Origin of the sequence: Paracoccus ferrooxidans (genome assembly GCF_029909815.1) — a bacterium.
GTDB classification, from domain to species: domain Bacteria; phylum Pseudomonadota; class Alphaproteobacteria; order Rhodobacterales; family Rhodobacteraceae; genus Paracoccus; species Paracoccus versutus.
Genome location: NZ_CP038198.1, coordinates 1,324,756 through 1,349,983, shown reverse-complemented (window position 1 = coordinate 1,349,983; position 25,228 = coordinate 1,324,756). Strand labels below are relative to the sequence as shown.

21 protein-coding genes and 1 tRNA gene are annotated in these 25,228 nt (G+C 70.1%); 11 read left to right on the top strand and 11 right to left on the bottom strand.

Going from position 1 to position 25,228, the window contains the following annotated elements:
• Positions 1-55 precede the first annotated feature (55 nt).
• On the bottom strand, positions 56-1,702 hold the full coding sequence (locus E3U26_RS06750; protein ID WP_499104614.1) for an electron transfer flavoprotein-ubiquinone oxidoreductase: 1,647 nt from the start codon (positions 1,700-1,702) through the stop codon (positions 56-58).
• A gap of 277 nt (positions 1,703-1,979) precedes the next feature.
• On the opposite strand from E3U26_RS06750, the gene greA reads away from it, so the two are divergent.
• Both greA and E3U26_RS06740 read left to right on the top strand, forming a co-directional pair.
• Entirely contained in the window at positions 1,980-2,450 is a 471-nt protein-coding gene (greA, locus tag E3U26_RS06745) for a transcription elongation factor GreA (RefSeq protein ID WP_024845767.1), read from the top strand.
• A 17-nt stretch (positions 2,451-2,467) separates the two neighbouring features.
• The gene (locus tag E3U26_RS06740) at positions 2,468-3,442 is read left to right on the top strand and encodes an RAD23 family protein (protein WP_499104613.1); all 975 of its coding nucleotides are present in this window, start codon (positions 2,468-2,470) and stop codon (positions 3,440-3,442) included.
• Here the strand turns inward: E3U26_RS06740 and E3U26_RS06735 are convergent.
• A complete protein-coding gene (locus tag E3U26_RS06735) occupies positions 3,439-4,026 on the bottom strand; it encodes a GNAT family N-acetyltransferase (protein ID WP_499104612.1) in 588 nt (195 codons plus the stop codon). The two genes, E3U26_RS06740 and E3U26_RS06735, sit on opposite strands and share 4 nt — an antisense overlap.
• A gap of 98 nt (positions 4,027-4,124) precedes the next feature.
• On the opposite strand from E3U26_RS06735, the gene E3U26_RS06730 reads away from it, so the two are divergent.
• Positions 4,125-4,901, top strand: a complete 777-nt coding sequence (locus E3U26_RS06730) for an AzlC family ABC transporter permease (RefSeq protein WP_083539059.1) — start codon at positions 4,125-4,127, stop codon at positions 4,899-4,901.
• On the top strand, positions 4,898-5,230 hold the full coding sequence (locus E3U26_RS06725; RefSeq protein ID WP_072461693.1) for an AzlD domain-containing protein: 333 nt from the start codon (positions 4,898-4,900) through the stop codon (positions 5,228-5,230). The genes E3U26_RS06730 and E3U26_RS06725 overlap by 4 nt, the downstream gene beginning before the upstream one ends.
• Here the strand turns inward: E3U26_RS06725 and E3U26_RS06720 are convergent.
• From E3U26_RS06720 to E3U26_RS06705, 4 genes are all read right to left on the bottom strand, one after another.
• Complete coding sequence (locus E3U26_RS06720; protein WP_052096194.1) at positions 5,215-5,862, bottom strand: hypothetical protein; 648 nt, start codon at positions 5,860-5,862, stop codon at positions 5,215-5,217. The genes E3U26_RS06725 and E3U26_RS06720 overlap by 16 nt on opposite strands.
• 23 nt (positions 5,863-5,885) lie before the next feature.
• Positions 5,886-6,038, bottom strand: coding sequence for an aa3-type cytochrome c oxidase subunit IV (locus E3U26_RS06715; RefSeq protein ID WP_024845773.1), 153 nt, complete (start codon positions 6,036-6,038; stop codon positions 5,886-5,888).
• Positions 6,039-6,100: 62 nt separating this feature from the next.
• Positions 6,101-7,123: an MBL fold metallo-hydrolase gene (locus tag E3U26_RS06710; protein WP_036759335.1), complete on the bottom strand. Its 1,023-nt coding sequence runs from the start codon at positions 7,121-7,123 to the stop codon at positions 6,101-6,103.
• Complete coding sequence (locus E3U26_RS06705) at positions 7,120-8,811, bottom strand: acyl-CoA dehydrogenase family protein (RefSeq protein ID WP_499104611.1); 1,692 nt, start codon at positions 8,809-8,811, stop codon at positions 7,120-7,122. The genes E3U26_RS06710 and E3U26_RS06705 overlap by 4 nt, the downstream gene beginning before the upstream one ends.
• A gap of 114 nt (positions 8,812-8,925) precedes the next feature.
• Here E3U26_RS06705 and E3U26_RS06700 point away from each other — a divergent pair, with 114 nt between their 5' ends.
• Positions 8,926-9,876: an L-threonylcarbamoyladenylate synthase gene (locus E3U26_RS06700; RefSeq protein WP_499104610.1), complete on the top strand. Its 951-nt coding sequence runs from the start codon at positions 8,926-8,928 to the stop codon at positions 9,874-9,876.
• A 3-nt stretch (positions 9,877-9,879) separates the two neighbouring features.
• On the opposite strand, the gene E3U26_RS06695 is transcribed toward E3U26_RS06700, so the two are convergent.
• Positions 9,880-10,452 (bottom strand): YqgE/AlgH family protein, encoded by a 573-nt coding sequence (locus E3U26_RS06695; RefSeq protein WP_499105783.1) that lies wholly within the window; start codon positions 10,450-10,452, stop codon positions 9,880-9,882.
• A gap of 107 nt (positions 10,453-10,559) precedes the next feature.
• Between E3U26_RS06695 and E3U26_RS06690 the strand changes: the two genes are divergently transcribed.
• Positions 10,560-11,342, top strand: a complete 783-nt coding sequence (locus tag E3U26_RS06690; protein WP_499104609.1) for a protein-disulfide reductase DsbD domain-containing protein — start codon at positions 10,560-10,562, stop codon at positions 11,340-11,342.
• 9 nt (positions 11,343-11,351) lie between these two features.
• Here the strand turns inward: E3U26_RS06690 and E3U26_RS06685 are convergent, their stop codons facing one another.
• Entirely contained in the window at positions 11,352-12,158 is an 807-nt protein-coding gene (locus tag E3U26_RS06685; protein ID WP_052096193.1) for a uracil-DNA glycosylase, read from the bottom strand.
• Between the two features lie 101 nt (positions 12,159-12,259).
• The gene (locus E3U26_RS06680; protein WP_036759324.1) at positions 12,260-12,661 is read right to left on the bottom strand and encodes a carbohydrate kinase family protein; all 402 of its coding nucleotides are present in this window, start codon (positions 12,659-12,661) and stop codon (positions 12,260-12,262) included.
• Between the two features lie 154 nt (positions 12,662-12,815).
• Between E3U26_RS06680 and leuB the strand changes: the two genes are divergently transcribed.
• The 5 genes from leuB to E3U26_RS06655 all read left to right on the top strand — a co-directional run bounded on the left by leuB (position 12,816) and on the right by E3U26_RS06655 (position 17,789).
• Positions 12,816-13,934 (top strand): 3-isopropylmalate dehydrogenase, encoded by a 1,119-nt coding sequence (gene leuB, locus E3U26_RS06675; protein WP_499104608.1) that lies wholly within the window; start codon positions 12,816-12,818, stop codon positions 13,932-13,934.
• A gap of 60 nt (positions 13,935-13,994) precedes the next feature.
• Positions 13,995-14,948: a DMT family transporter gene (locus E3U26_RS06670; RefSeq protein ID WP_072461696.1), complete on the top strand. Its 954-nt coding sequence runs from the start codon at positions 13,995-13,997 to the stop codon at positions 14,946-14,948.
• Between the two features lie 135 nt (positions 14,949-15,083).
• A tRNA-Pro gene (locus E3U26_RS06665) sits at positions 15,084-15,160 on the top strand.
• Between the two features lie 896 nt (positions 15,161-16,056).
• Positions 16,057-16,740: a UPF0149 family protein gene (locus E3U26_RS06660; RefSeq protein WP_074991450.1), complete on the top strand. Its 684-nt coding sequence runs from the start codon at positions 16,057-16,059 to the stop codon at positions 16,738-16,740.
• 261 nt (positions 16,741-17,001) lie between these two features.
• A protein-coding gene (locus E3U26_RS06655; RefSeq protein ID WP_088238952.1) for an IS5-like element ISPme2 family transposase occupies positions 17,002-17,789 on the top strand; the annotation gives its coding sequence in 2 pieces (ribosomal slippage) (positions 17,002-17,338 and positions 17,338-17,789; 789 coding nt in all).
• A gap of 590 nt (positions 17,790-18,379) precedes the next feature.
• Here E3U26_RS06655 and E3U26_RS06650 read toward each other — a convergent pair.
• Together E3U26_RS06650 and E3U26_RS06645 are read right to left on the bottom strand one after the other, a co-directional pair.
• The gene (locus E3U26_RS06650; protein ID WP_499104607.1) at positions 18,380-20,329 is read right to left on the bottom strand and encodes a caspase family protein; all 1,950 of its coding nucleotides are present in this window, start codon (positions 20,327-20,329) and stop codon (positions 18,380-18,382) included.
• Complete coding sequence (locus E3U26_RS06645; protein WP_499104606.1) at positions 20,298-25,217, bottom strand: two-partner secretion domain-containing protein; 4,920 nt, start codon at positions 25,215-25,217, stop codon at positions 20,298-20,300. Before E3U26_RS06645 ends, E3U26_RS06650 begins: the two co-directional genes overlap by 32 nt.
• Positions 25,218-25,228: the final 11 nt, after the last annotated feature.

Sequence of the window (25,228 nt, the reverse complement as noted above, 5' to 3'; positions counted from 1 at the left end):
GCCGCCGCCGGGCCGATGGGCAACGGCGGGGCGGCGGCGGCGGGCGTCCTGGCGATCACATATTCGGGTAGTTCGGCCCGTCTCCGCCCTGGGGTGTTGTCCAGTCGATGTTCTGGCTGGGATCCTTGATGTCGCAGGTCTTGCAATGGACGCAGTTCTGGAAGTTGATCTGGAAGCGCGGGCCGCCCTCGCCCTCCAGCACCTCGTAGACCCCGGCCGGGCAGTAGCGCTGCGCCGGCTCGGCATAGAGCGGCAGGTTCACCGCGATCGGGATCGCGGGGTCCTTCAGCTTCAGGTGGCAGGGCTGGCTTTCCTCGTGGTTGGTGAAGGAAAACGCCACGTTGGTCAGCCGGTCGAACGACAGCTTGCCGTCCGGCCTGGGATAGTCGATGGGCTGGAAATCGGCCGCCTTGCCGGTCGCCTCGGCGTCGGTCTTGCCGTGCTTCCAGGTGCCCAAGGGGTTCCAGCCGGTCAGGTTCGCCACCCACATGTCGAAGCCGCCGAGCGCCAGCGACGGCCACAGCCCCAGCTTCGACCACAGCGGCTTGACGTTGCGGACCGGCTTCAGGTCGCGGGCGATGGGGCCCGAGCGCAGGTCGGCCTCGTAATCGGCCAGCTCGTCGCCCGCGCGGCCGGCGGCAATGGCGGCCGCCGCCGCCTCGGCCGCGGCGATGCCCGAGAGCATGGCGTTGTGGTTGCCCTTGATGCGCGGCACGTTCACCAGCCCGGCCGAGCAGCCCAAGAGCGCCGCGCCGGGCACCGCCAGCTTCGGGATCGACTGCCAGCCGCCCTCGGAGATGGCGCGGGCGCCGTAAGCGACGCGCTTGCCGCCCTCCAGCAGCTCCGCGACCATCGGGTGGTGCTTGAAGCGCTGGAACTCCATGTAGGGATAGAGGTAGGGGTTGGCATAGTTCAGGTGGACGACGAAGCCGACCAGCACCTGGTTGCCCTCGAGGTGATAGATGAACGACCCGCCGCCGGCGTTCTTGCCCAAGGGCCAGCCCATGGTGTGGGTGACGGTGCCGGGGCGGGCCTTGGCGGGGTCGATCTCCCAGATCTCCTTCATGCCGAGGCCGAATTTCTGCGGCTCATGGCCGGCGGAGAGGTCGTATTTGCCGATGAGTTCTTTCGCCAGCGAGCCCCTCACGCCTTCGGCGATCAGCACGTATTTGCCGCGCAGCTCCATGCCGGGCTCGTAGGCCGGGCCGGGGGTGCCGTCGGCATTCAGCCCCATCTCGCCGGCGACGACGCCGGCGACGCGGCTGCCCTCGTAGACCAGCTGCGAGCAGGCCATGCCGGGGAAGATCTCCACCTCCAGCGCCTCGGCCTGCTCGGCGAGCCAGCGGCAGACATTGCCCATGGAGACGATGTATTTGCCGTGGTTCGACATCAGGGGCGGCATCGGCCAGTTCGGGACGCGGACCTGGCCCTGCGGGCCGAGGATGTAGAAGTTGTCCTGGGTGACTTCGGTGCTGACCGGCGCGCCCTTGTCCTTCCAGTCCGGGATCAGCTTGTCGAGGCCGGCGGTGTCGAGCACGGCGCCCGAGAGGATATGCGCGCCGATCTCCGAGCCCTTCTCCAGCAGCACGACGCTGAGGTCGGGGTTCACCTGCTTGAGCCGGATCGCCGCCGACAGCCCCGCCGGGCCGCCGCCGACGATCACAACGTCGTATTCCATCGACTCGCGTTCAATTTCGGACATGGCTCGGCCCCCAACTTCCCTAGCTCGACAATCTGGGCGCAAGACCTAGCGCGTAATATTCTTGCGGGCAATCTTAACGCGACGCATGATAATCAACTTGCGACGTTTTCTCGGCAGGCTGTCGCGGATCGCATCCGGCGGGACTTGAAACAGGGACGGGATCGCGCCACGATGCCCCTCGGATTTTCAGCGGGCGCCCCCGGCCGATGGCCGGGGGCGTTCCAACAGCTTGTTTCGCGTTGACTGGCGTCGCACCGTTGCGACCGGAAGGACTGGAATGGAAAAGATACCGATGACCCGCGCGGGCTACGACCAGCTGGACGAGGAACTGCGCGAGCTGCGCTCGGTCCAGCGCCCGGCGGTGATCCGCGCCATCGCCGAGGCGCGCGAGCATGGCGACCTGTCGGAAAATGCCGAATATCACGCCGCCCGCGAAAAGCAGAGCTTCGTCGAGGGCCGCATCAAGGAACTGGAGATGATCCTTTCGCGGGCCGAGGTCATCGACCCGAGCCGGCTGAACGGCTCGATCAAGTTCGGCGCCACCGTCACCCTGCTCGACGAGGATTCCGAGGAAGAGCGCACCTACCAGATCGTCGGCGAGGCCGAGGCGGACCTGGAGCGCGGGCTTCTGAACATCCGCTCGCCCCTGGCCCGCGCCCTGATCGGCAAGGACGAGGGCGACAGCGTCGAGGTGGTGACGCCGGGGGGCGGGAAATCCTATGAGATCATCTCGATCCGCTATGTCTGAAGGAAGGGGCCGGGCGCATGGACTCGCTTGATCCGCTGCGCAGGCTGGCCGTCGAACAGGCCCGCAACCGCGTGCTGGCGATCGGCGCGGGGGTCAGCCTGGCCTGGCTGGCGCTGGTCGGGCTGTTTGCGCTTTTCGGCCCGGAGGCCGAAGGGCAGGGCGCGGCGGGCTGGCTGGTCTGGCTGGTGGGCGTGATCCTGCCCTTGGCGCTGGTCTGGCTGGCGGTCTGGTCGGCGCGCAGCCTGCTGCTCCTGCGCCAGGAGGCCGAGGAGCTGCGCGCCATGCTGGCCCGGATGCAGGACCAGGGCATGGCCGGCGAACCCATGGCCGAGCCGCGCGCGGCCGCGTCGTCCTCCACCCCCGTTTCCGCGCCGGCCGCGCGGCGCGGCATGGTGCCGCCCGCGCCGCGGCCCTCTGCCGCGGATGCGCGGCAGGCCAGCCTGGAGCTGGATTCGCCGCCCGCGGCCCAGCTGACGCCGGCCGAGCTGTTCCATGCGCTGAACTTTCCCGACGGCCCCGAGGACCGCGAGGCGATTCGCTGCCTGCGGCTGGCGCTGGCCGATCCGGGCATGGCCCGGCTGATCCGGGCGGCGCAGGACGTGGTCACGCTGCTGGCGGGGCAGGGCGTCTACATGGACGAGCTGGCCGTCCCCGAGGCCGATCCCGTCCTGTGGCGCCGCTTTGCCGAGGGCGCGCGCGGCGAGGCCGTGGCCGACCTGGCGGTGATTCGCGACGAGGCCGCCCTGGCCAGCGCCGGGGCGATGCTGCATGGCGACGAGGTGTTTCGCGACGTCGCCCATCATTTCCTGCGCCATTTCGACCGGCTGATGAGCCGCAAGGTGCAGGACAGCGACCCGCAATTGCTGGCCGCGCTGGCCGAGACCCGCTCGGGCCGGGCCTTTACCCTGCTGGCGCAGGTGACCGGCATGCTGGGCCGCGCCGGCACCCAGGCCGAGGGGGCCGACGGGGCAGAGGGGGCGGGCGCGCGCTAAAGCGGCAGCCGCAGCACATGGGCCGGCGCCGACCAGGGCCAGCCCAGCCTTTGGCGGTCCTGCGGCTGGAAGCCCATCGCCCGCCATGCCGCCAGCCCGGCGCGATTGCCGGCCTGGACCTCGGCGCGCAGGGCGGGGTGGCCTTGCCGGCGGGCATGGGCGGCGGCCGCCTCGACCAGCGCCCGCGCGATGCCGCGCCCGCGCCATTGCGGCAGCACCGCGATCCCGTTCAGGACCAGGTCCGCCGTCTCGGCGCCGGGCCGGTAAAGCCCGGTCGCCAGGTGGCGCAGCCGTCCGCGCACCGGCCCCCAGACCGCGACGAAGCCGCCGTGCCCCGGATCGAGGAAGCCGCCCCCCGCATCGCGCAGCCCGGCGATTCCCAGCAGCCGCCCCGAGGGCGACAGCGCCACCAGCGCGCCTTGCGGCCGCATGGCGGCGCGGACCAGCGCCGCGCCCTGCCGCGGCCCTGCCGGCCAGGGCAGGATCTGCGCCCCGAAATGCCGCCAGTAAAGCGCCGCCGCCGCGCCCCGCAGCTCGGGCGGGATGCCGCGCAGGATGCGGGGCGGGGTCTGCGATCCGGTCATGGCTGTCCCTGCATGTTCTTGTATGGTGGTTCTTGTGTCGGGCGGCGGTTTTGGCCATTGTGCCGCCAGCCTTATCCGCATCGCGAGCCTTTTTCACCATGTCCGCGCAAGCCGGCCTTGCGGCCCAGCCCAGCCACTCTCCCGACCAGAGCCGCGCGCTGCTGCGCAGCCCGGCGCAATGCCTGCGCCACGGCTTCCTGCAGGCGCTGCCCTTTATCCTGGTGCTTCTGCCCTTTGGCATGCTGTTTGGCGTGGTGGCCACGGATGCGGGGCTGGACCTGCCGCAGATCCTGGGCTTCACCGTGCTGGTGCTGGCCGGCGCGTCGCAATTCACCGCCGTCCAGCTGCTGACCGACCAGGCGCCGGCGCTGGTGGTCATCGTCTCGGCCATCGCGGTCAACCTGCGCATGGCGATGTATTCGGCCTCGCTGGTGCCCTGGCTGGGCGGGGCCAGGCCGCGCGACCGGGCCTGGATCTCCTATGTGCTGATCGACCAGACCTATGCGCTGGCGATCCAGCATTATGAAAAGCACCCGCGGCTGAGCATGGGGCAGCGCATCGGCTATTTCCTGGGCGCGGCGCTGGCCACCTGCCCGTTCTGGCTGCTGGCCACGCTGCTGGGCGTCTGGCTGGGCAACGCCATCCCCGAGGGCTGGGCGCTGGATTTCGCCATGCCCGTCACCTTCCTGGCGCTGATCGCGCCGATGCTGCGCAGCCCGGCCCATGTCGCGGCGGCGCTGGTGGCGGTTGTGGCCTCGCTGGCCTTTGCCTTCCTGCCCTCGGGGCTGGGGCTGTTCGTGGCCGCGCCGCTGGCCATGCTGGCCGGCGCCGGGGTCGAGGTATTGATGGAACGCAGAAACGGAGCCCGCCTGTGACCGGCTATAGCGATGTGACGATCTGGCTGATCATCCTAACCGTGGCGCTGGGAACCTATGGGCTGCGCTGGTCCTTTCTTGGCGCCTTCGGCAGCCGGCCGATGCCGCTCTGGGCGCAGCGGCTCTTGCGCTATACGGCGGTGGGGGTGCTGCCGGCCATCGTGGCGCCGCTGGTGGTCTGGCCGGCGGCCACGCATGGCGAGCCCGATCCCGCGCGGATGCTTGCGGCAACGGTGGCCGTGGCGGTGGGCGTGGCGACGCGCAACGTGCTGGCGGCCATCCTGGGCGGGATGGCCACGCTTTACACGGCGCTTTACCTCATGACGTGAAGCTGGCCGTCGCGGCCATAGCCGGCGATCGCGCCGCCTTTCTGGCGCAGCAGCACGTCGTGGTTGTTGGCCGGGTCGCCGTCCATGTGCCGGCGCGAGGTCACGCCCGGCAGCGTCAGGAACCATTCGCGCAGCTTGAGCGGCGAAAAGCCGGTGGGCGCGCCTTCGAATCCGGGCACGCGGCTCAGCGCCTTGCCGGTGTTGACGGCGCAGAAGCTCTTGTTCGAGGCGCCCTGCCGCTCGACCGAGCGGATCGCGGCCTCGGCGATGGCCAGCGGCACCTGCACCGTGTCCTCGGCCACCCAGTAGGTCGAGCGCGCGTGATAGTCGATGTAGAAGTTCCTGAAGTTCGGCGTGATGCCGTAAAGCACGTCGTGCCGTTCGGGGATCGCCGGGTGTTCCCAGCTGCCGGCGGGATCATAGATCACCCGCTGGCTGCCGTTGATCATCACCGCGGAATGCCCGCCTTCGCCGCGGGGGATGCCGATCACGGTGAACAGGGTGATCGAGGGCGGCCCCTCCGCGACATAGCGGGCGCGCCGGATCGACTCGTCGCTGGCCCATTTGTTGTCGGAGCCGCAGGCCGCAAGCGCGGCCGGCAGCGCCAGCGCAAGGAAGGCACGCCTTTGCATCTTTGGTCTTTCCCCGGTCAGGATCAGGCGTTGGCCAGGGCCATGAATACCAGCACGGCAATGGCCAGCACGCTGACCCAGGTCGCGGCCTTGATGAAGCCTGCGAAGGTTGCCTGGTGGTGACGGATGTCCATTTCGCCGTGCTTGTGTTCGGTGATTTCGTGATGCGAGGCCATGATCCTGTCCGTAAAACGATGCGATGCGTCGGGGGCAGGGATAACCCAAGGCGCCGGCCGTGTCACGCCCCCCAAAGCACCGCGCCCGATTCGGTCTGGCCCACGGGCCACACCCGGCCGGTCGCGCGCAGGTGGTTGATGTGGCCCACGGCCTCGGCCAGGGCGAGGCCGAATTCCGGCTTGGCGATCTGGCGGCGATAGAGCAGCGGAAAGCAGCCGACGGTGCTTTGCGGCTGTTGCCGCAGCCCGTCCAGCAGCCGGTCCAGCGCGGCGCGCTGGTTCTCGGCCAGTTGCCGCAGCCGGGTCGGCAGGCCGCGATAGGGCAGCTTGTGGCCGGGCAGGACCAGTTGCTCGGGCTGCGCGAACCCGGCCAGCCGCTCGCAGCTTTCCAGCCAGTCGCCGACGGAATCGGCCTCGGGCTCGGTCGGATAGACGCCCAGGTTGGGCGAGATCGTCGCCAGCAACTGGTCGCCGCCGATCACCAGGTCGTCGTCGAGCGACCACAGGGTGGCATGTTCCGGCGCGTGGCCATGGCCCATGCGCAGGGTCCAGCGCCGCTCGCCGAAGGCCACCTGCTGGCCCTCGGCCAGCCGCCGGTAGCCGGGGGGCAGGGGCGCGCAGACATCGGCGCTGTTGAAGGGGCGCTCGTGGCTGCGTTCCTCCAGCAGCTCGGGCGGCATCCCGGCCTGGCGCCAGAAGGCGATGGCCTGCGGCGTCGGGCGTTCCTGCACGTCCAGGATGCCCATCCGCGCCGTCAGCCAGGCCGAACGCGAGGTCCAAAGCTCGGCCCCCTGGGTCTGGAACCAGCCGGCCAGGCCCATGTGGTCGATGTGGTGATGGGTGGCGATCAGCCGCCTGACCGGCGCGCCGGCCAGCGGGCCCTGCAGGATGCCCTGCCAGATGCCGCGGGTGCGGCGGGTGTCCAGGCCGCTGTCCACCAGCGTCCAGCCATCCGCGTCGCGAAAGGCATAGACATTGACCGTATCGGGCTTGAAGGGCAGGGGCAGCTGGAACCAGAACACGCCGGGGGCGATCTCATGCGCCTCGCCCTCGGCCGGGGGGTTATGTGTCTCGCTGCGTATCACCCGGCCATTTGACCCAGCAGCACGGCGTCGTCAAGCGCCTCAAGATCGGCCAGCCCGGCGCGCGCCGCCGCCAGGTCGGCGGCGAATTGCGGCAGGATGCGGGCGATGTAGAGCCGCGCCAGCGCCTTGCTGCCGCCGCCGGTCGCGGCGCGCAGGTGGTAATGCGCGCCCAGCACCCGCGCAAAGGCGGAGAGGTAGGGCACGGCGCCGGCAAAGCGGTCCGGCATGTCCCGGTCCAGCAGCTCCTGCGTCGTCTCGCGCAGGGTTTCGGCGGCCTGCCACAGCTGGTTGGCCAGGTCCGGCTCGGCCGATTGCGCGGCCTTGGCGCCGTCCAGGATCTCGTCCAGCAGCGCCATCGCCGCGGCGCCGCCATCGGCCAGCTTGCGGCCGACCAGGTCCATGGCCTGGATGCCGTTGGTGCCCTCGTAGATCGCGGTGATGCGCACGTCGCGCAGGTATTGGGCGGCGCCGGTTTCCTCGACATAGCCCATGCCGCCATGCACCTGCACCGCGGTATCGGCGACGCGGATGCCGACATCGGTGCCATGCGCCTTGGCGATCGGCGTCAGGAAGGCGGCGCGCGCCGCCCATTCGTCCAGGCCGGTGGCCCGCGACATGTCCAGCGCCACCGCGCAGGCCATGCAGATGGCGCGGGCGGCAAAGACCTCGGCCCGCGATTCCGCCAGCATCCGGCGCACGTCGGGATGGCGCAGGATCGGCCCCGCCTGCACCCGTTCGGCGGCATAGGCCACGGCCTGCTGCAAGGCCGCCTCGGCCTGGGCCACGCCCTGCACGCCGACGCCCAGCCGCGCCGCGTTCATCATGGTGAACATGGCGGCCATGCCCTTGTGCTCCTCGCCCACGAGCCAGCCCTTGGCGCCCTCGAAGCTCATCACGCAGGTCGGGCTGCCGTGGATGCCCAGCTTGTGTTCCAGGCTGACGACGCGCAGGTCGTTGGCGACGCCCGGCTTGCCGTTCTCGTCCGGGATGAACTTGGGCACCATGAACAGGCTGATGCCGCGGGTGCCCGGCCCGCCGTCGGGCAGGCGCGCCAGCACCAGGTGGCAGACGTTCTCGGTCACGTCGCTGTCGCCCCAGGTGATGAAGATCTTCTGCCCGGTGACGCGATAGCTGCCGTCGCCCGCGCGTTCGGCGCGGGTGGTCAGCGCGCCCACGTCCGATCCCGCCTGCGGCTCGGTCAGGTTCATCGTGCCCGACCATTCGCCCGAGATCAGCTTCGGCAGGTAGAGCGCCTTGAGTTCGTCGCTGCCGTGATGCTCCAGCGCCTCGATCTGGCCCTGGGTCAAGAGCGGGTTCAGCTGCAAGGCCAGGCAGGCCGAGGCGAGCATTTCGTTCACCGCCATGTTCAGCGCCTGCGGCAGGCCCATGCCGCCGTATTCGGGATCGGCGGCGATGCCGATCCAGCCGCCCTCGGCCAGGGCGCGGAACGCCTCGGCATAGCCGGGGGACGAGCGCAGCTTGCCGTTCTCCAGCCGTGCGGGGGTCAGGTCGCCGGCGCGGTTCACCGGGGCGATCACCTCGGTCGCCAGCTTTCCGGCCTCGGTCAGGATGGCGGTCATGGTCTCGGCCGTCGCCTCGGCAAAGCGCTGGGTGACGGACAGGTCTGGAAACGACACGACCCGGTTCAGAATGAACGCGATCTGTTCGACCGGGGCTTGATAGGCCATCCGCACTCTCTCCCTCTGGCGCCTTGGCAAATCCGGCTGCGGCGCGTAACTGATGCCTTGGGCTTCGATCATATTTGCCGGCCCGCGTCCATCAACCACAACCCGACGTAACGAATGCAGACGCTGATCCTTGGCCATGACCCGCAGGGCGTGCGCGCCGCCGCCGACCTGCTGGCGCAGGGCGAACTGGTCGCCATCCCGACCGAGACGGTCTACGGGCTGGCCGGCGACGCCCGCAATCCGCGCGCCGTGGCCCGCATCTACGAGGCCAAGGGGCGGCCCAGCTTCAACCCGCTGATCGTGCATCTGCCGGACCTGGCGGCGGCCGAGCGCATCGCCGTCTTCGACGATGCCGCGCTGGCGCTGGCGCGGGCCTTCTGGCCGGGGGCGCTGACCATGGTGCTGCCGCTGCGGCCCGAGGCCGGCATCGCCTCGCTGGTGACGGCGGGGCTGGATACGGTGGCGATCCGCGTGCCGGCCCATCCGGCGGCGCAGGCGGTGCTGCGCGCCTTCGGCGGGCCGCTGGCGGCGCCCTCGGCCAATCCCTCGGGGCGGATCAGCCCGACCACGGCGGCGCATGTCGCCGACCCCGAGGCCGGGCTGGGCGGGCGCATCGCGGCGGTCCTGGATGCGGGCGCCTGTCCGGTGGGGGTGGAATCGACCATCGTCGGCTGGGTCCGGGGCCGGCCTGCCCTGCTGCGCCCCGGCGGCGTCGCGGCCGAGGCCATCGAATCCGTGCTGGGCCAGCCGCTGGCCCGACCCGAAGGCAATGCCGAGGCGCCGACCTCGCCGGGGCAGCTGACCAGCCATTACGCGCCGCGCGCCAGCCTGCGGCTGAACGCCGGGGACGCGCGGCCGGGCGAGTTGCTGATCGGCTTCGGCCCCGTCGCGGGCGAGATGACGCTGAGCCAGACGGGCGATCTGGCCGAGGCCGCGGCGCGGCTGTTCGACCTGCTGCACCGTGCCGATGCCGAGGGGCGGCCCATCGCCGTCGCGCCGGTGCCGGACGCGGGCCTGGGCGCCGCGATCAACGACCGGCTGCGCCGTGCTGCCGCGCCGCGCTAGGGCTCAGGCGTGGCCCGCGCTGGGCGACAGCATCAGGGGGTCGATGCCCAGCGATTTCAGCGCCGCGCGCCATTTGCCGGGATTGTCGGTGCCGAAGATGATCTCGTCGCCGCGCTCCGAGGTCAGCCAGCCGTTGTCGCGGATTTCCGAATCCAGCTGCCCCGGCCCCCAGCCGGCATAGCCAAGCGCCAGCACGGCGGGCTGCGGGCCCTGGCCGCGCGCGAAATCTTCCAGGATGTCGCGGGTGGTGGACATGGCGAGGTCGTCGGTGATGCGCATCCGGTTCTCGCCCAGGTCGATGTCGCGGGGGGCGCGATGCAGCACGAAGCCGCGCCCCGGCTCGACCGGGCCGCCGAAGCGGACGGGGATGTCCAGCGCATTCGCGCCGGCCTGGATGCCAAGCTGTGCCAGCAGGTCGGAAAAGCCGATCTCGGGCAGCGGGCGGTTGACCACCAGCCCCATGGCGCCGTCCTCGGAATGGGCGCAGACCAGGATCACGGATTGCTCGAAGCGCGGGTCGCGCATGCCGGGCATGGCGATCAGCATCTTGCCGGTCAGGTTGCTCGACTGGTCCATGATCTGCTCCGTCCTTTTCCTCAAGATCGGCCCTGTCGGCTGTTTTCGCAAGGGATTGCCGCTAATGTGACTTCACCCCGAGGGGGCGGGACGACTAGAACGGCAGCATGAAGACCCTTGCCCTGCTATTCATGACCGCCGCGCCGGCACTGGCGCAGGATCTGCCGCCCGGACTGGCATCCGCCGAACTGCTGCCCGGCTGGACCACGGCCGAAGGCCAGCGCATGACCGCGCTGCACCTGCGGCTCGAGCCGGGCTGGAAGACCTATTGGCGCAGCCCCGGCGATGCCGGCGTGCCGCCGCGCTTCGACTGGGGCGCCTCGCGCAACCTGGCCCAGGTGCGGCTGCTCTGGCCGCGCCCCGAGGTGATCGAATCGGGCGGCGAGCGCACGCTGGGCTATCACGGTGAACTGGTCCTGCCGATCGAGATCACCCCGGCCAGCCCCGCCGCGCCGGTCGAGCCCAGGGCGGTGGTGGATTTCGGCATCTGCCAGGACATCTGCGTGCCGGTGCGGGTGGAATTGCAGGCCGGCCCCCCCGGCCCGGCGCCCGATCCGCTGATCGAGGCGGCCATCGCCCGCCAGCCCGAGACCTCGGACCGCCAGCCCGAATGCCGTATCGCCCCGATCCAGGACGGCATGCAGGTGACGGCCACCCTGCCCGCGGCGGACAGCGCCCGCGGCGACGAGGTGGCGATGGAACTGGCCGACGACGAGATCTGGGTCTCGGCCCCGGAAATGCATGCGGCCGGCGGCCGGCTGGCGGCGCAGGCGGATTTCGTCGCGGCCTCGGGCAAGCCCTTTCCGCTGGATCCGCAGGCGCTGCGGGTGACGCTGATCGGCCCCGACGACGCGGTCGAGTTCCGCGGCTGCCGCGAGGCGGCGGACTAGCCGTCCAGCCTAGCCCTCCAGCCGGGCCGCCACCGACAGCAGGTCGGCCCAGGCCTCGCGCTTGGCCAGCGGCGTGCGCAGCAGATAGGCCGGATGCGCCATCGGCAGCGCCGGCAGGCCGAAGGCCGTCGTCCAATTGCCGCGCAGCTTCAGGATGCCCTGCTGGTTCAGCGCCGCGATGCAGGGCGTGTTGCCCATCAGCACCAGCAGTTGCGGCTGCGCCAGCTCGACATGCCGGGCCAGGAAGGGCAGCATCATCGCGATCTCGGCCGGCTCGGGGCGACGGTTGCCGGGTGGCCGCCAGGTCAGCACGTTGGTGATATAGAGCGCGCGTTCCGCATCCACCGCCTTGCGCGACAGGCCGATGGCGCCGAACATCTGGTCCAGAAGCTGGCCGGCGCGGCCGACGAAGGGGCGGCCCTGGCGGTCCTCTTCCTCGCCCGGCGCCTCGCCGATGATCATCACCCGCGCCGCCGGATCGCCGTCGCAGAAGCAGAAGTTGCGCGCGCCCTTCTTCAGCTCGATGCCGTCGAAGGCTTCCTGCGCCTCGGCCAGTTCGGCCAGGCTGGTCGCGGCGGTGGCCATGGCCTCGGCGCGGGCGACCACATCCTCGGCCTCGTCGCGCGGCTGCGCCACGACCGACGCGGCCTGGACGGCCGGGGCAGGGGGCGGCTCGGCACGGTCGGGCGCGGCATAGCGGTCGAGCGGCGCGTCGAGGCATGGCTCGTCCGCGCCCAGCTCGGCCTGCCATTGCAAAAGCGCCAGCGCCGTCTCGGCGTCCAGCGCGAATCCCCTGTAGGTCGGTTCGGCGGTCATGGCCGCAGGCTAGGGCGCGGCGCGGGCGCGGGCAAGATGCGACGTACAGCTGCGATTGCGCGAGCGGCACGATGCCTTGCCCCGGTCGCGCGACGCCAGCGTTACTGCGATTGCGTCAAGGGCGTGGTGCCGCCGCCCATGCCGACCAGCCGCTGGATCAGCGGCCTTGCCGTCGGCCCGATGCGGTCGCAGGCGCCCGGATCGTCCAGCAGCTTGAAAGCGGGGCCGTAATAGGTGCGGTCATAGGCCGCGGCGTCCAGCCCCAGCTTCGCCGCCAGAAGATCGCCCGTGCCGGTGATCAGCGTCCATTCCCCGTCGGTGATCGCGTAATCGGGGCAGTTCGAGGTGATGACGTTCACATTCGCCAGTTCCGCGATCAGCGATTTCGCCTGTGGGTCGGACAGGCCCGAGACATCGGGAAGCTTCACGGTGATGCCCCCGTCCGCCAGCGCCGCGCCGGTCCCCAGGACCAATGCGCCGGCCAGAGCCGCGAGTGCTTTCATGGATTGCCCCCTTGCTTGTTCTGGACGTTCGGTTTCGCGCGCCCATCCCGCCCGATCCGCCGGTCCCGTGCAACCCAATTCGCCGTGAACTTGACGCAGCACAGGCGCAAGGATACGCGATTGCCAACAGCCAGAAGCATAGAGGATGCCTGCGATGACGACCTATTCCCTTCTGATCCTGCCCGGCGACGGCATCGGCCCCGAGGTCATGGCCGAGGTGCGCAAGGTCATCGGCTGGTTCCAGCAGAACCGTGGCCTGTCCTTCGACGTCAGCGAGGATCTGGTGGGCGGCGCGGCCTATGACAAACATGGCAAGCCGCTGGCGGACGAGACCATGGCCAAGGCGCAGGCGGTCGATGCGGTGCTGCTGGGCGCCGTCGGCGGGCCGAAATACGACGACCTGGATTTCTCGGTCAAGCCCGAGCGCGGCCTGCTGCGCCTGCGCAAGGAGATGGACCTGTTCGCCAACCTGCGTCCCGCGCAATGCTTCGACGCGCTGGCCGATTTCAGCTCGCTCAAGCGCGAGGTGGTGGCCGGCCTCGACATCCTGATCGTGCGCGAACTGACCTCGGGCGTCTATTTCGGCGAGCCGCGCGGCATTTCGGCCGACGACACCCCCGGCAACGAGGGCGGCCGCGTCGGCGTCAACACCCAGCGCTATACCTCGGGCGAGATTCGCCGCGTCGCCCGCTCGGCCTTCGAACTGGCCCGCAAGCGCGGCAACCGCGTCTGCTCGATGGAAAAGGCCAACGTCATGGAATCCGGCATCCTCTGGCGCGAAGAGGTGCAATGGGTCCATGACAACGAATATCCCGACGTGGAGCTGTCGCACATGTATGCCGACAACGGCGCCATGCAGCTGGTGCGCAATCCGCGCCAGTTCGACGTGATCGTGACCGACAACCTGTTCGGCGACATCCTGTCGGATGCGGCGGCGATGCTGACCGGCAGCCTGGGCATGCTGCCCTCGGCCAGCCTGGGCGCGCCGATGGAGAACGGCCGGCCCAAGGCGCTTTACGAGCCGGTGCATGGCTCGGCCCCCGACATCGCCGGGCAGGGCAAGGCCAACCCGATCGCCTGCATCCTCAGCTTCGCCATGTGCCTGCGCTATTCCTTCGGCCTGGGCGCCGAGGCCGACCTGCTGGAAAAGGCGGTCGAGAAGGTGCTGGCCGACGGCGTGCGCACCGGCGACCTGATGGGGGCCGAGGGCGGCCAGCCGGTCTCGACCGCCGAGATGGGCGACCACATCGTCGCGGCGCTTTCGGCGCTGTGACCGGCAGGCCGCGCCCGCATCGCCGGGCGCGGCCCAACCTGCGAACCGTCGGGGAGGGGCATGACGGCGGGCAACATCAAGGGCGCGCTGCTCGCCCTGCTGGCCATGGGGCTCTATTCGACCCATGACGTGATCATCAAGGTTCTGGGCGCCACCTATCCGGCGCTGCAGATCCTGTTCTTCTCGGCGCTGCTGTCCTTTCCGCCGCTGGCGGTGCTGCTGCTGCGCGACCCGACGCATGGCACGCTGCTGCCGCGCAACCCGTTCTGGGTCGGGCTGCGCTCGCTTTGCATCGTCATCTCGGGGATCGGCGGGTTCTATGCCTTTTCGGTGCTGCCGCTGGCGCAGGTCTATTCCATCCTCTTCGCCGCGCCGCTGATCGTCACCGTGCTGTCGGTGCCTCTCTTGGGCGAAAAGGTCGGGCTGCATCGCTGGCTGGCGGTCTGCGCCGGGCTTTGCGGCGTGCTGGTCGTGCTGCGCCCCGGCGTGACGCCCTTGGGGCTGGGGCACCTGGCGGCGCTGATGGGGGCGACGGCCACGGCGCTTTCCGCCATCGCCGTGCGACGCCTGGGTCGGTCCGAGCGCACGGTGATCCTGCTGCTTTGGCCGATGATCGGGAATTTCCTGCTGACCGGCGCCTCGCTGGGCTTTGCCTATCGCCCGATGGAGCTGGGCGACCTGGCGCTGACCGGGGTGATCGCGGCCTTGGGCCTGGCGGCGGGTTTCCTGCTGATCCTGGCCTATCAGGCCGGCGAGGCGGCCAATGTCGCGCCGATGCAATATTCGCAGATGCTCTGGGCGGTGGGTTACGGCTGGTTCCTGTTCGGCGAAAGCCCGGACGGGCCGACGGTGCTGGGGGCGGGTCTGATCATGGCCTCGGGGCTCTACATCCTGATGCGCGAGCGGCTGGGCGCCTCGCGCCTGCGCCCGGCGACGCGGGCGCGCCTGGGCGCCGAGGCGGTGACGGCCCCGCGCTGGAGCCTGTTGCAGCGCCTGCTGCGCGCACGGGGCTGACGCGGCACTCGCCCGGCACCGGCAGGCGAGATCTCCGCGCTTGCTGTGCGCGGGGCTGACGCTGTTTTCTGCGGCTGTCCCGCAAGATTCCCCCTTGCATTCCGCCGCCCCAGGGGCTACCTGCCCCTTCACGGTCGGAGCGTAGCGCAGCCTGGTAGCGCACCTGCTTCGGGAGCAGGGGGTCGGAGGTTCGAATCCTCTCGCTCCGACCATGGAATTCTTGTGTGGATTGCCACTGAAGTCTTCCTCAAGTGGCCACAAATCTTCCTTTGCGGCAGCAAGGCTGACGTAGTTTGGAAGCGTTACAGGCGATACCCCGCACTACAGAAAATTTCCTGAGCCAGCGGTCTACTGTCCTTCCGGCTTCAATTCGCGAGCCAGGGGCATGGGAAGAAGCGATCAGAGGCTCTCGAATGCGGAAGCAGATCGAGCGAAGTTCATCGCAGCTTCGCAGAAAAGGGCTGGTCGGCGCGGCAGCAAGCAATCCCTCGAGTCGCCGGACAGTTTCGGCCCATTGCTGCCTTTCACACCCGAGCTGGTCGCTGCGGTGCGGCTTCCCCAGAACGGTCATTTGTGATTGCGGCGACCCTTCTCGCATGGCAAGCCCGGAAAGCGGAAAAGAGCTGATTTTCGCGCTGTGGCTCGCTATATCGAGGAGTAGTGAAGGGTGTTCACAAAATTTGGTAGGATCGCAGGCGTTGGGGCCGTTGCTATTGGCATCGTAGCGATCATCGGATCGTTCGTTGTTGCCCCCGATGTGCTGGCCCCCGACTTTGATCGGACCTCTATGGCACAGTCGGCGCTCTGGCTTTCGCAAGGTTCAGCGTTGGTGTTCTTCGGCTTGGTCCTCGGGGTCCTTTGTGAAATTAGCATCAAGTTAGGCAAATAACACCCGCTGGGAACACGGTGAACAAGAGCGAGTTCTTAGGCACTCACGGCACTTTGCAGACGTTGGCGCGACGATCTGATGCTACGTCGCGGCTTCACCACTGCGGACATTCGGGGTGCCTGCAGCAATCTTCCTGTCCGAGCTTGAAGCAGGCTTCGCGCGGATTGCGGGTTGGCGTCGCGCAGAGTAAAAAATTCCGAGCAACACCGGGAGGTATTTATGGACCAGTCCGATCAGGAACTCGAGCGTCTCAGCGCGCTGTTGCATGCGCTGCCCATCGAGAACATGCCCATGACGCTCAGTGAACTTGATGGCTACGTAGTCGGTGTTCTTGCCTGCCCGGATATGATCCCGCCCTCGGAATGGATGTCCCATGTCTGGGGAGAGACAGGTGAGGCAAATTTTCCCGATCAGAAAACCGCCGAAGCCACGGTCGGTGCGGTCATGGCTCACTACAACTCGGTTGCGGAGGCGATGACCCGCTCACCTTGGATCGAACCCATCTACGAGGTTGACCCCAACAGTGATGAGGTGATGTGGGAGCCTTGGATCGATGGCTTCACTCGCGCTATGGGGCTAAGACCGGATGCTTGGGATCGACTGCTCGCTCAGGCCGACGAAGAGACGCGGACGACGATGATCTTCTTGATGGCGCTTCAGGAAATATACACTGGCCACAGCAAGTTCACGGATGAGGAGATCGACGAAATCGACCTTGAAGCACCCAATCTGATCCCGAACTGCGTTGCGACGATACTCTATCAGTCTCGTCCCGAGCTTTCCCGCATGGAGCCCGCAAATCGTTCCGAGATGCCGTTCAACGCCGGTCCCCGGCCCGGGCGGAACGACCCATGCTCCTGTGGGGCGGGCCGCAAATACAAGCAATGTTGCGGTCGGAACTGACCGATCGCCCAAGTCTCTCACGGCCCGTAGCGGACGTTCGGCGGCCTTCGGTTTGCTGCGCGACAGCATCTCCGAAGCGAATGTTCGCCGCAGACGCAGCAGTGCGGGCAGGCCTCAAACCTCTCTGTGATGACCTCAGAACCCGGATGCGCTTGCGCGCCGTAAGAACAACCGCTGCCTCGCTCCATATTGGCATCCTAGGGTGTGTTGACAAAAGGGATTCACCGGGCGCGGTGATCGTGATTCAAGCTGGTATCTGCAATGGAGACCAGCGTGGCACGAAACCTGATGTCGAACGACGAGTGGGCGTTCTTTGAACGCTTCATCCTGGCTGTCCGTTCTCCGAACGGCCGCAAGCCCACGAACCATCGGCTTGTTCTGGATGGGATTTTCTGGATCGCCCGAACGGGGTCGCCCTGGCGCGACCTGCCGGAAGAGTTCGGCAAATGGTCGTCTGTCTATCGGCAGTTCCGGCGCTGGACGTTGGCGGGGCTGTGGGAACAGATCCTGGAGGCGCTGAACGAGAGCCGGATCGTGCCGGATGCGCTGCAGATGATCGACAGCACCGTGGTTCGCGCTCATCATCAGGCAGCGGGCGCAAAAGGGGGACTCCGCGCCAAGGTTTCGGCCGCTCGCGAGGTGGCTTCACGACCAAGATCCATCTGCGGGTCAATGCGGCAGGCCTGCCCATGAGAACCGAGATCACGGCCGGGCAGACATCGGACTACCTCGGCTTCGATCTGGTCATGGCTGACAACCTGCCCGAGCCAAGCGTTCTGCTCGCAGACCGCGGCTACGACTCCGACAACATCCGCAAGACCATGGAGGTGCGCGACGTGGTGCCGGTCATCCCCATGCGCAAAACCCGGAAGCTACGGGTCGCCGTTGACCGCAGGCTCTACCGCCTGCGCAATCTCGTTGAGCGGTGCTTCAACAAGCTCAAGAATGCCCGTCGCGTCGCCACCCGCTACGACAAGACCGCCGAAAGCTTCCTGGGCTTCATCGACATCACGTCGATCCGCCTCTGGCTCCGCCATTTGTCAACATGACCTAATCAGGGTTTGACTTGCTTCGATTATTTTCGGTCGTCGAGGTAGAGGTTCCTGATCCTTGCCAATTCTTTTGTCGTTTCAGGAAGTCCGGCCTTTTGTTTGATAAGGCACACTTCCGGCGCGCATCCCTCCCTTCAACGATGCCATCCTGTAGCGCAGGCGGCGAGTCCTCCTGCGCAAATAGGGTGGCAAGGTCTCGCGACGGCACACGAGTTGCATGACCGGGCTTCGGTCGCGGCATGGTTAAGGTTCAGGTCAAGGATGTCCTCGACACCATGGTCGGTCCCGCCGAGGAGGGCGTGGCCGTGCCCTGCGTTACCGATGAGATGGGCTTCGCACGGCCGGGCGCCGACCGGGATCTTCATGGACCGCGGCCAGAAGGTCGAGGGAGGCGGCACCCGGCGATTTCGTCAGCAACCCGCAAGGCCCCCGCGCGCGCGTTCCTGCAACAGGTCCTCCCCTGAACTGCCGCTGGGGGCCGGCTGTGCGGCAGGCAGCGATCCCAGGGGTTGCGCAGGCAGCAGATGCCCGGCAAGGCCCGGCAAGGCCCGGCCGGTTCCGACGCATTGCCGGCGTGGCGGCCGCGCTCAGCCCGACAGCGCCGCTGCGTTGAAGCCGCCGTTGCGCCACAGTTCCAGCGCCTGGCTCAGCGCCGGGCCGGGCCTGCCGTCCGCCGGGCCCTGGTAGAGCCCGGCCCGCGCCAGGCGGCGTTGCAGCGCGCTCAGCGTCTCGGGGTTCCAGTTCCCGCCCTGCTCGGCCAGCTCGCGCAGCAGGCCGCCATCGTCGGACGCGACGCCCAGCAGCAGCTGCACCGCCGCGCGCGAGGGGTCGCGGGGGATGCCGCGCCCCTCGTCCAGCAGCACGGCTGCGGCGCGGTGGCCGCGCGGCTCGCCCTCGCGCGCGGCGCGCTCGAACAGCGTCCGGGCGTCGCCGGGATCGCCGAAGCGGCCCTCTTGCGCCAGCACGCCCAGGTTGAAGGTGGCGATCGGCGACCCGGCCTGCGAGGCCTGCTGCATCAGCGCGATGCCGCGCTGCTGGTCCTGGGCGCGGGGGCTGTCCAGAAGCGTCACCGCCAGGTTGATCGCCGCATCGGCGCTGCCGGCGGCGGCCGCCCTTTCGTAAAGCGCCAGCGCGCCGGCCGGGTCAGGGGCCACGCCGTCCCCGGTTTCCTTCAGCAGCGCCAGGCTGACCATGGCCCGCAGGTCGCCGCGCCCGGCCGCGGTTTCGTAAAGCGCCACCGCCTGGGCGCGCAGGCCGGCCGCCGCCGTCGCCCGTGCCAGCAGCGCGACATATTTCGCCTGGCGGGGGTGAAGCCGGCTCGCCTCGTCGCAGGCATGCATCGCCTCGACGGCGTTCTGCGCCAGCAGTTCGTAGGAGACGCCGGGCGTGGCCTCGGTCCCGTCGCGCGGATGGGTCGCCAGCAATTCGCAGCGCCGGGCGGGGCCGGGGTCGGCCTGCGCCGAAAGCTCGGCCAGCAGCCGCCGGGCCTCGCCGATATGCGGCCCGTCGGGATAGCTGCGGGCATAGCTTTCCAGCAGCGGCTTCAGCCGGCTGCGCCGCGCCAGATCCCACAGCTGCTCGCCCGCCGCGCCCTCAGCCTCGGGCCCCATGCTGCGCCGCGCCTGGCCCGCGCGTGAGGGATCCTGCGCCAGCAGCGCCAGCACCTCGCCGACATGGCTGCCGTTGGGATAGCGCTGCAGGTACAGCCGCAGCAGCGCCGGATCGGCGGCGCGGACCGAGACCTGGTAGAACAGCGTCTCGGGCGAGGCGGTGGGCGGGCCGTCGGCAAAGCGGAACCGCCGGGTCAGCGCCGAGGCGTCCCAGGGGATCTGCTGCCCGCCGGTCCGCGCCATCACGTCCTTGCGCACCGCGATCATCATCTCGCCGATGTCCTGGGCGGGGGTGTGGATATGGCTCAGCAGCGCCTCGGTGAAGGTGCCGTTGCGGCCGGCGCCGTCAAAGGCCACCGCGCCGGGCTGGGTGGCATAGGCGATCAGGAAATCCGCGGGGCTGCCGATCCGGGCCAGGCCGCGGCCGGCGCCGGCAAGCCGCAGCGGATTGTCGCCGCAGGCGTCCAGCAGCACGATCTTGACCCCCGGCGCCCCGGCCATCGCCCCCAGCACCTCGTCCAGCGCCACGGTGCGCTCGGTGGCCTGGTCCAGCCGCTCCAGCCGGAAATCCCGCGGCAGCAGATAGTTCCGGTCGGCGACCTGAAAGGCATGGCCGGCATAGTAGAACAGCGCCACCTCGGCGGTCTGCGCCGCCGCGCCGAACTGGCCGATCAGCGCCCGCATCTGCGCCTGGTCGCTGTCCACGCCCAGGATCACCTGGAAGCCCAGGTCGCGCAGCGCCGCGGTCATGTCCTCGGCATCGTTGGCGGGATTGTCCAGCGCCGGCACGCCGCCATAGGCGGCATTGCCGATCACCAGCGCCACCTTGGGCGCCGCCGCGGCCTCGGCGGCCAGGAACAGTGCCGCGACCAGCGCGGCGAGGATGAGGGCGGGCCTAAAGCCCGACCGCGCGCACCAGGACGGCATCGGCTTTCTCGACCGTGGCAAGGATCAGCCCCTCCTGCCGGGCATGGGCGCGGGCCAGTTCGGGGTCTTCGACCCGCAGCAGCGCGATCTGCTTGACGATCTCGGCCCGCGCGCCGGCGATGGCCTGGCTGGCCTCGCGCAGGGCGTCGCCGCGGATGGCGCGGCGCTCGGCATCGCTGCTGGCCGTGGCCAGCCGGTCCATCGCCCGGCTGCGCGCCGCGCCGATCTCGGCGCTGGCCTGGCGCAGGATGGCCGAGACCGTCTGCATCGAGGGCGGCAGTTCCGCCGAAAACTGGTCCAGCGCGCTGGAATAGCGGTCCAGCGCCCGCGACAGGCAGGCCAGCATGTCCTCGGCCTGGCCCTCGTGCTGGCTGCAGGCGTCGATCATCTGCGACACCTCGTCCGACAGGGCGGCAAGCCGGGCCAGCCCGTCCTCCTGCACGCCGCCGCCGTCTGTGATCAAGGGCGGATCGGTCGGCAGCGTGACCGGAAGGGGCAGGGGGCCGTCCGTCGGGTTCGGCAGCCCGGTCTCCGGCAGGGTGTTCTGCGCGATGGGCAACCCCCTGGCCGTGCCGGGGCTGACGATCTGCAAGGTGCCGGGGGCATAGGTGATGGCATAGTTCGCCTCGGCCCCCGCCAGCATCCGCGCGTCCGCGGCGGTGATGCCGTAGGCGCCCGGCGGGCTGGCCGCGGCGGCATCGCTGGCCAGCAGGACGTCGGTGATCGCGTCGCCCTGGGCCAGGGTGCCCGCGATCAGCGCCCAGTCCAGCACCGGCGCGGTGCCGAAGCGGGCCGCGGCGTCGCGGGCGCCGATGGTGATGGCGCGGCGCAAGACCTCCAGCGCGCCCTCGGCATAGGTGATGATGTAATTGCCGGTCGCATCGCCGCCCGCGCCCTCGATCCGGGCGCCGCCGGCACCGATGACATAGGGCGAGCCGGCGACCCAGGCCCCGGCCGCCGCGCCCTCGCTGGCCAGGTCCAGCGCGGCCAGCCGGTCGTCATAGCGCAGGCCCGTCGCGGTGGCGTCCCCGACCAGCAGCCGGCGCTCTTCGCCATAGGTCTTGCTCAGGTCGTTGGCCGAGACGGTCAGCAGCGCGCGGTTGATGGTCAGGCTCGCCGCCGAGGCGATGATGCGATAGCCGGTCCCGTCGGCCGAGGTGACGCTGCCCGCCGTCTGGATGGGATAGGTTCCGGCATTGCGCACGCCCGCCGGCAGGCCGAAGATCCCTGCGACCAGGGGCTGGTCGCCGAACAGGTAGCGCCCCAGCCCATGCACCGTGCCGCCGGGCGTGGGCAGGGCGTCGCCATAGGTCGCGGACAGCGGCGCGGGTGCGGCCCAAAGCACCGGGTCGATGCTGTAGAGCTGCGGATAGGCGCCATTGCCGCCCGGCGCCCAGGTGGTGGTGAAGCTCCAGCCCGTCGCGCGGGCCATGAAGCCCGCCGTGTCCTGCAACTGCGCCGTGGTCAGCCCGCCGCCGCCGGCGGATTGCTGCTGCCCGCTGGCCTGGCGGTCCCAGAACGAGGCAGTGGTGCTGCCGGTGCCCTCGCCCTCGTCATTGGCCCCGACCAGCCCGCCGATGCGCAGCAGGCCCGCCGCGGCCGTGGAACTGATCCGGCCCGCCGCATGGGTCCGCGCGATGCTGCCGGCGTTCGAGCCGACCAGCCCGCCGATGGTCGCGGGCAGGTTGCCGGAATAGGTCACGGGCGCCAGCGCATAGGCGTCGGCGATGCTTCCGTCGTTCCACCCCGCCAGCCCGCCCAGGGCCGAGCGCGGGCCGTCCAGCGCCTCGGTGCCGTCCAGCGCGACCTCCAGGCTGCCCGAGGCGCGGGCGCGGGCGATGGTGCCCAGGTTCCAGCCGACCAGCCCGCCCGCCGCCGTCACCGCATTGCCCGAGACGCTGACGGCATTGTCGGCAAAGGCATCGGCGATCTCGCCCTCGTTCGCGCCGGCCAGGCCGCCGATCTCGGCGATGCTGTCGCCCTCGGGCAGGCCGGACAGGACAAGGCCCAGCCCGCCCAGGGCATAGGCAGCGCCGATGGTGCCCTCGTTCACGCCGACCAGCCCGCCGGCCCGGACATAGCCCGCGGTGTCGAGGTCCATGGCAACGTCGCTCCAGGCGTCCGAGATGGCGCCGCTGCTGGTGCCGGCCAGGCCGCCCAGGGCCAGCAGGCGGATGGTCTCGACATCGTCCTGCGACAGGGTGATGCCGCCGCTGGCCGAGACCCCGGCCAGGTCCGCCGCGTTCTCGCCCACCAGCCCGCCGATGATCCAGTGGCCGTTGCCGGTCTGGGAGATCTGCGCGGCGGCGGTGGAATCGGCGATGCTGTCGCCCTCCTGGGTCAGCCCGACCAGCCCGCCGATCCGCGAGGCGGGGGCAAAGCCTTCGCTGTTGTCCTCGGATCCGTCGAAGCCGGAATCGATGCTGCCGGCATAGCGGCTGCCGGTGATCGTCGTCCCGCCCAGCGATTGCCCGACAAGGCCGCCGGCCAGGACCACGTCGCCCCAGCCGTCCGCCTCGCCCGCAAGCGCCAGGGCGACGCGGGATTCCGCATCGGCGATGCGGCCGTCGCCGAACAGCCCGGCCAGGCCGCCAAAGCTGGCGCTGCTGACCGAATCCTCGCCCATCTCGGCCGCGATCCGGCCGGTGACCAGCACGTTCTCGATCACGTTGGGCGCGGCGCCCGCCTGCGTCTCGCCGACCAGCCCGCCGGCGACGGGGGCGAAGCTTTGCCGCGCCTCCAGCGCGATGTCCAGCAGGCGCAGGTTCTGGATCGTGGCGCCGGCGATGATGCCGAAAAGCCCACCCGGACCCGAGGAGACCACCTGCGCCAGCCCGCTGATCGCATGGCGCCCGCCCGCCGCCGCGGCGCCATCGAGGCTGCCCGAGAAGGGGGTGCCGCGGCTGCCGATGGGCCGGAACCCTTCGCCCAGGTTCCAGCCGGCCGTGCCCGATGCGGCGATGTCGGCCCCCAGCGCGTAATGCGCCCCGGCATAGCCGGCCGAGCCGATGCCCTGAAGCCCATAGGCATCGGTGACGACATAGCGGCTGGCGGCGGTCCCGGCGCCGCCCGTCGCCCGCAGGAAGCCCGCCGTGTCGGAAAGCGCGAAGTCGCGCGCCGCAAAGCCCGGCAGCGTGGCCGCGACCTGCCGCCATTGCGAGGCGCCGTTCAGGCGGAAGCTGTCCACCGAGACGCCCGCCGCCGCCGTGACCAGCGGCGCTTGCAGGTTCAGCACCCCGGCCGGCCCCTGCACCGGCGCGTTCAGCGCGATGCCTTCGCCCGCCGCCAGGTTCAGCGCCGTCGCGCCGCTCCAGCTCAGCGCGCCCAGGGTGGTAAGGCCGGCGCCGGCGGTCAGCGACAGCTGGCCCGGCCCGCTCCAGCTCATCGCCGCATTGACCAGCAGGTCGTTGTCGGCGCGCAGGTCCAGATGGCTGGCCGCGCCGGCGGCAAAGGTCAGGGTCATCGGCGTATCGACGACCAGGTCGCCGGCATCGTCGCCCTCGCCCTCGGTCGAGAGGATATAGTGGCCGGGGTCCAGCAACATGCCATAGATGTCCGTTACCAGCACATGCGTCGGATCGTCGGGGTCAAAGGTCTCCTCGTCGACGATGCGCAGGTTCTGCGGGTCGAACAGCACCGTGCCCGGCCGGCCGCGGGGGGCGGAGACCCGCACGTCGGAACTGCGGATCGCCAGGGCGCCATGGCTGGAGATCTCGGCAAAGCCGCCATCGCCGCCCATGTCGCCGCCGCGCGCCGACACGCTGCCGGCAAAGCGGGTATGCTCGTCGGACCAGACGATGATCCGCCCGCCATCGGCACGGCCGATGCCGTCGGCCAGCAGCCGCGTGCCGGCGTCCAGCGTGGTGCGGCGCGCCCGTGGCAGGCCGGCCCCGCCGCGATAATCGCCGCCGACGCGGATCAGCCCGCCGCCGCCGGTGCCGCTGGCATCCAGCACCGCGCCCTCCAGCGCGATCTCGGCGCCGGTGACGGTGATACTGCCGCCGCGCTCGGGCCGCGCCGCCGGCCGCGCGGTGCTGACCGGAGGGGCCGCGGCGCGCCGGCCGCCGCTGGCATCGATCCGGCCGGCGATGCGCACCCGGCCGCCGTCGCCGCCGCCCAGCACCACCCGCCCCGAGTGGCCCGAGACGGTGCGCGCCTCGGTCACGCCGGTCAGGTTGATCGCATGGCGCGCGGCATGGCGCGCCGTCGCCGCCTCGATCTCGATTACGCCGCCATCGGCCGAGATGCGGCCGTTCTGCCCGACCAGCGCCATGGCGTCGCCGTCCTCGGCCGGGGGCAGGGCCACCGACAGGAAGTCGTCGCCCGAAAGGTTCAGCACCGCCCGCCGCCCCGCGCCCAACCCCACCGTGCCCAGCGGCACGCGGATCGTGCCGCTGTTGGCGACCCGCCCGCCCAAGAGCGCGGCATAGCCGCCGGGGATGATGTCGATGCGGCCGCGATTCTCGACGCTGCCGGGCCGGTCGCCGGAAAAGCGCAGCCGGCCGGCGGTGAAATCCTCGTTCGAGATGTCCAGCGTCGAGCCGACGAAGCCCGCGGTGGCGATGCGCCCCTCGCGCCCGACCAGGATGCCGTTGCGGTTGACGACGAAGACCTGGCCGTTCGCGCCCAGGAAGCCGTCGATCCGGGTCGGGCTGTCGCCGGTCACGCGGTTCAGCAGCGCTGCATCGCGCCCCGGCTGATGCACCCGGACCGAGCCGCCGGCGCCGATGCTGAAGCTGGTCCAGTCGATGATGGCGCGGTCGCTTTGCTGGTCGACCCGCATGGCGCCGGGGTTCGGCGTGGCGATGCTGGCGCTGCCGCCGACGACGTTCGGCCCGCTGGGCAGGGTCTGCGCCGCCAGCGGTCCCGGCACCAGCGCGCTGCACATGAGCAGCGCCG

Coding starts and splice junctions, on each gene's coding strand:
- E3U26_RS06750 (WP_499104614.1), bottom strand. CDS start 1,702: ATGTCCGAAATTGAACGCGAGTCGATGGAATACGACGTTGTGATCGTC.
- greA (WP_024845767.1), top strand. CDS start 1,980: ATGGAAAAGATACCGATGACCCGCGCGGGCTACGACCAGCTGGACGAG.
- E3U26_RS06740 (WP_499104613.1), top strand. CDS start 2,468: ATGGACTCGCTTGATCCGCTGCGCAGGCTGGCCGTCGAACAGGCCCGC.
- E3U26_RS06735 (WP_499104612.1), bottom strand. CDS start 4,026: ATGACCGGATCGCAGACCCCGCCCCGCATCCTGCGCGGCATCCCGCCC.
- E3U26_RS06730 (WP_083539059.1), top strand. CDS start 4,125: ATGTCCGCGCAAGCCGGCCTTGCGGCCCAGCCCAGCCACTCTCCCGAC.
- E3U26_RS06720 (WP_052096194.1), bottom strand. CDS start 5,862: ATGCAAAGGCGTGCCTTCCTTGCGCTGGCGCTGCCGGCCGCGCTTGCG.
- E3U26_RS06715 (WP_024845773.1), bottom strand. CDS start 6,038: ATGGCCTCGCATCACGAAATCACCGAACACAAGCACGGCGAAATGGAC.
- E3U26_RS06705 (WP_499104611.1), bottom strand. CDS start 8,811: ATGGCCTATCAAGCCCCGGTCGAACAGATCGCGTTCATTCTGAACCGG.
- E3U26_RS06700 (WP_499104610.1), top strand. CDS start 8,926: ATGCAGACGCTGATCCTTGGCCATGACCCGCAGGGCGTGCGCGCCGCC.
- E3U26_RS06695 (WP_499105783.1), bottom strand. CDS start 10,452: ATGGACCAGTCGAGCAACCTGACCGGCAAGATGCTGATCGCCATGCCC.
- E3U26_RS06690 (WP_499104609.1), top strand. CDS start 10,560: ATGAAGACCCTTGCCCTGCTATTCATGACCGCCGCGCCGGCACTGGCG.
- E3U26_RS06685 (WP_052096193.1), bottom strand. CDS start 12,158: ATGACCGCCGAACCGACCTACAGGGGATTCGCGCTGGACGCCGAGACG.
- E3U26_RS06680 (WP_036759324.1), bottom strand. CDS start 12,661: ATGAAAGCACTCGCGGCTCTGGCCGGCGCATTGGTCCTGGGGACCGGC.
- leuB (WP_499104608.1), top strand. CDS start 12,816: ATGACGACCTATTCCCTTCTGATCCTGCCCGGCGACGGCATCGGCCCC.
- E3U26_RS06670 (WP_072461696.1), top strand. CDS start 13,995: ATGACGGCGGGCAACATCAAGGGCGCGCTGCTCGCCCTGCTGGCCATG.
- E3U26_RS06660 (WP_074991450.1), top strand. CDS start 16,057: ATGGACCAGTCCGATCAGGAACTCGAGCGTCTCAGCGCGCTGTTGCAT.
- E3U26_RS06650 (WP_499104607.1), bottom strand. CDS start 20,329: ATGCCGTCCTGGTGCGCGCGGTCGGGCTTTAGGCCCGCCCTCATCCTC.
- E3U26_RS06645 (WP_499104606.1), bottom strand. CDS start 25,217: ATGTGCAGCGCGCTGGTGCCGGGACCGCTGGCGGCGCAGACCCTGCCC.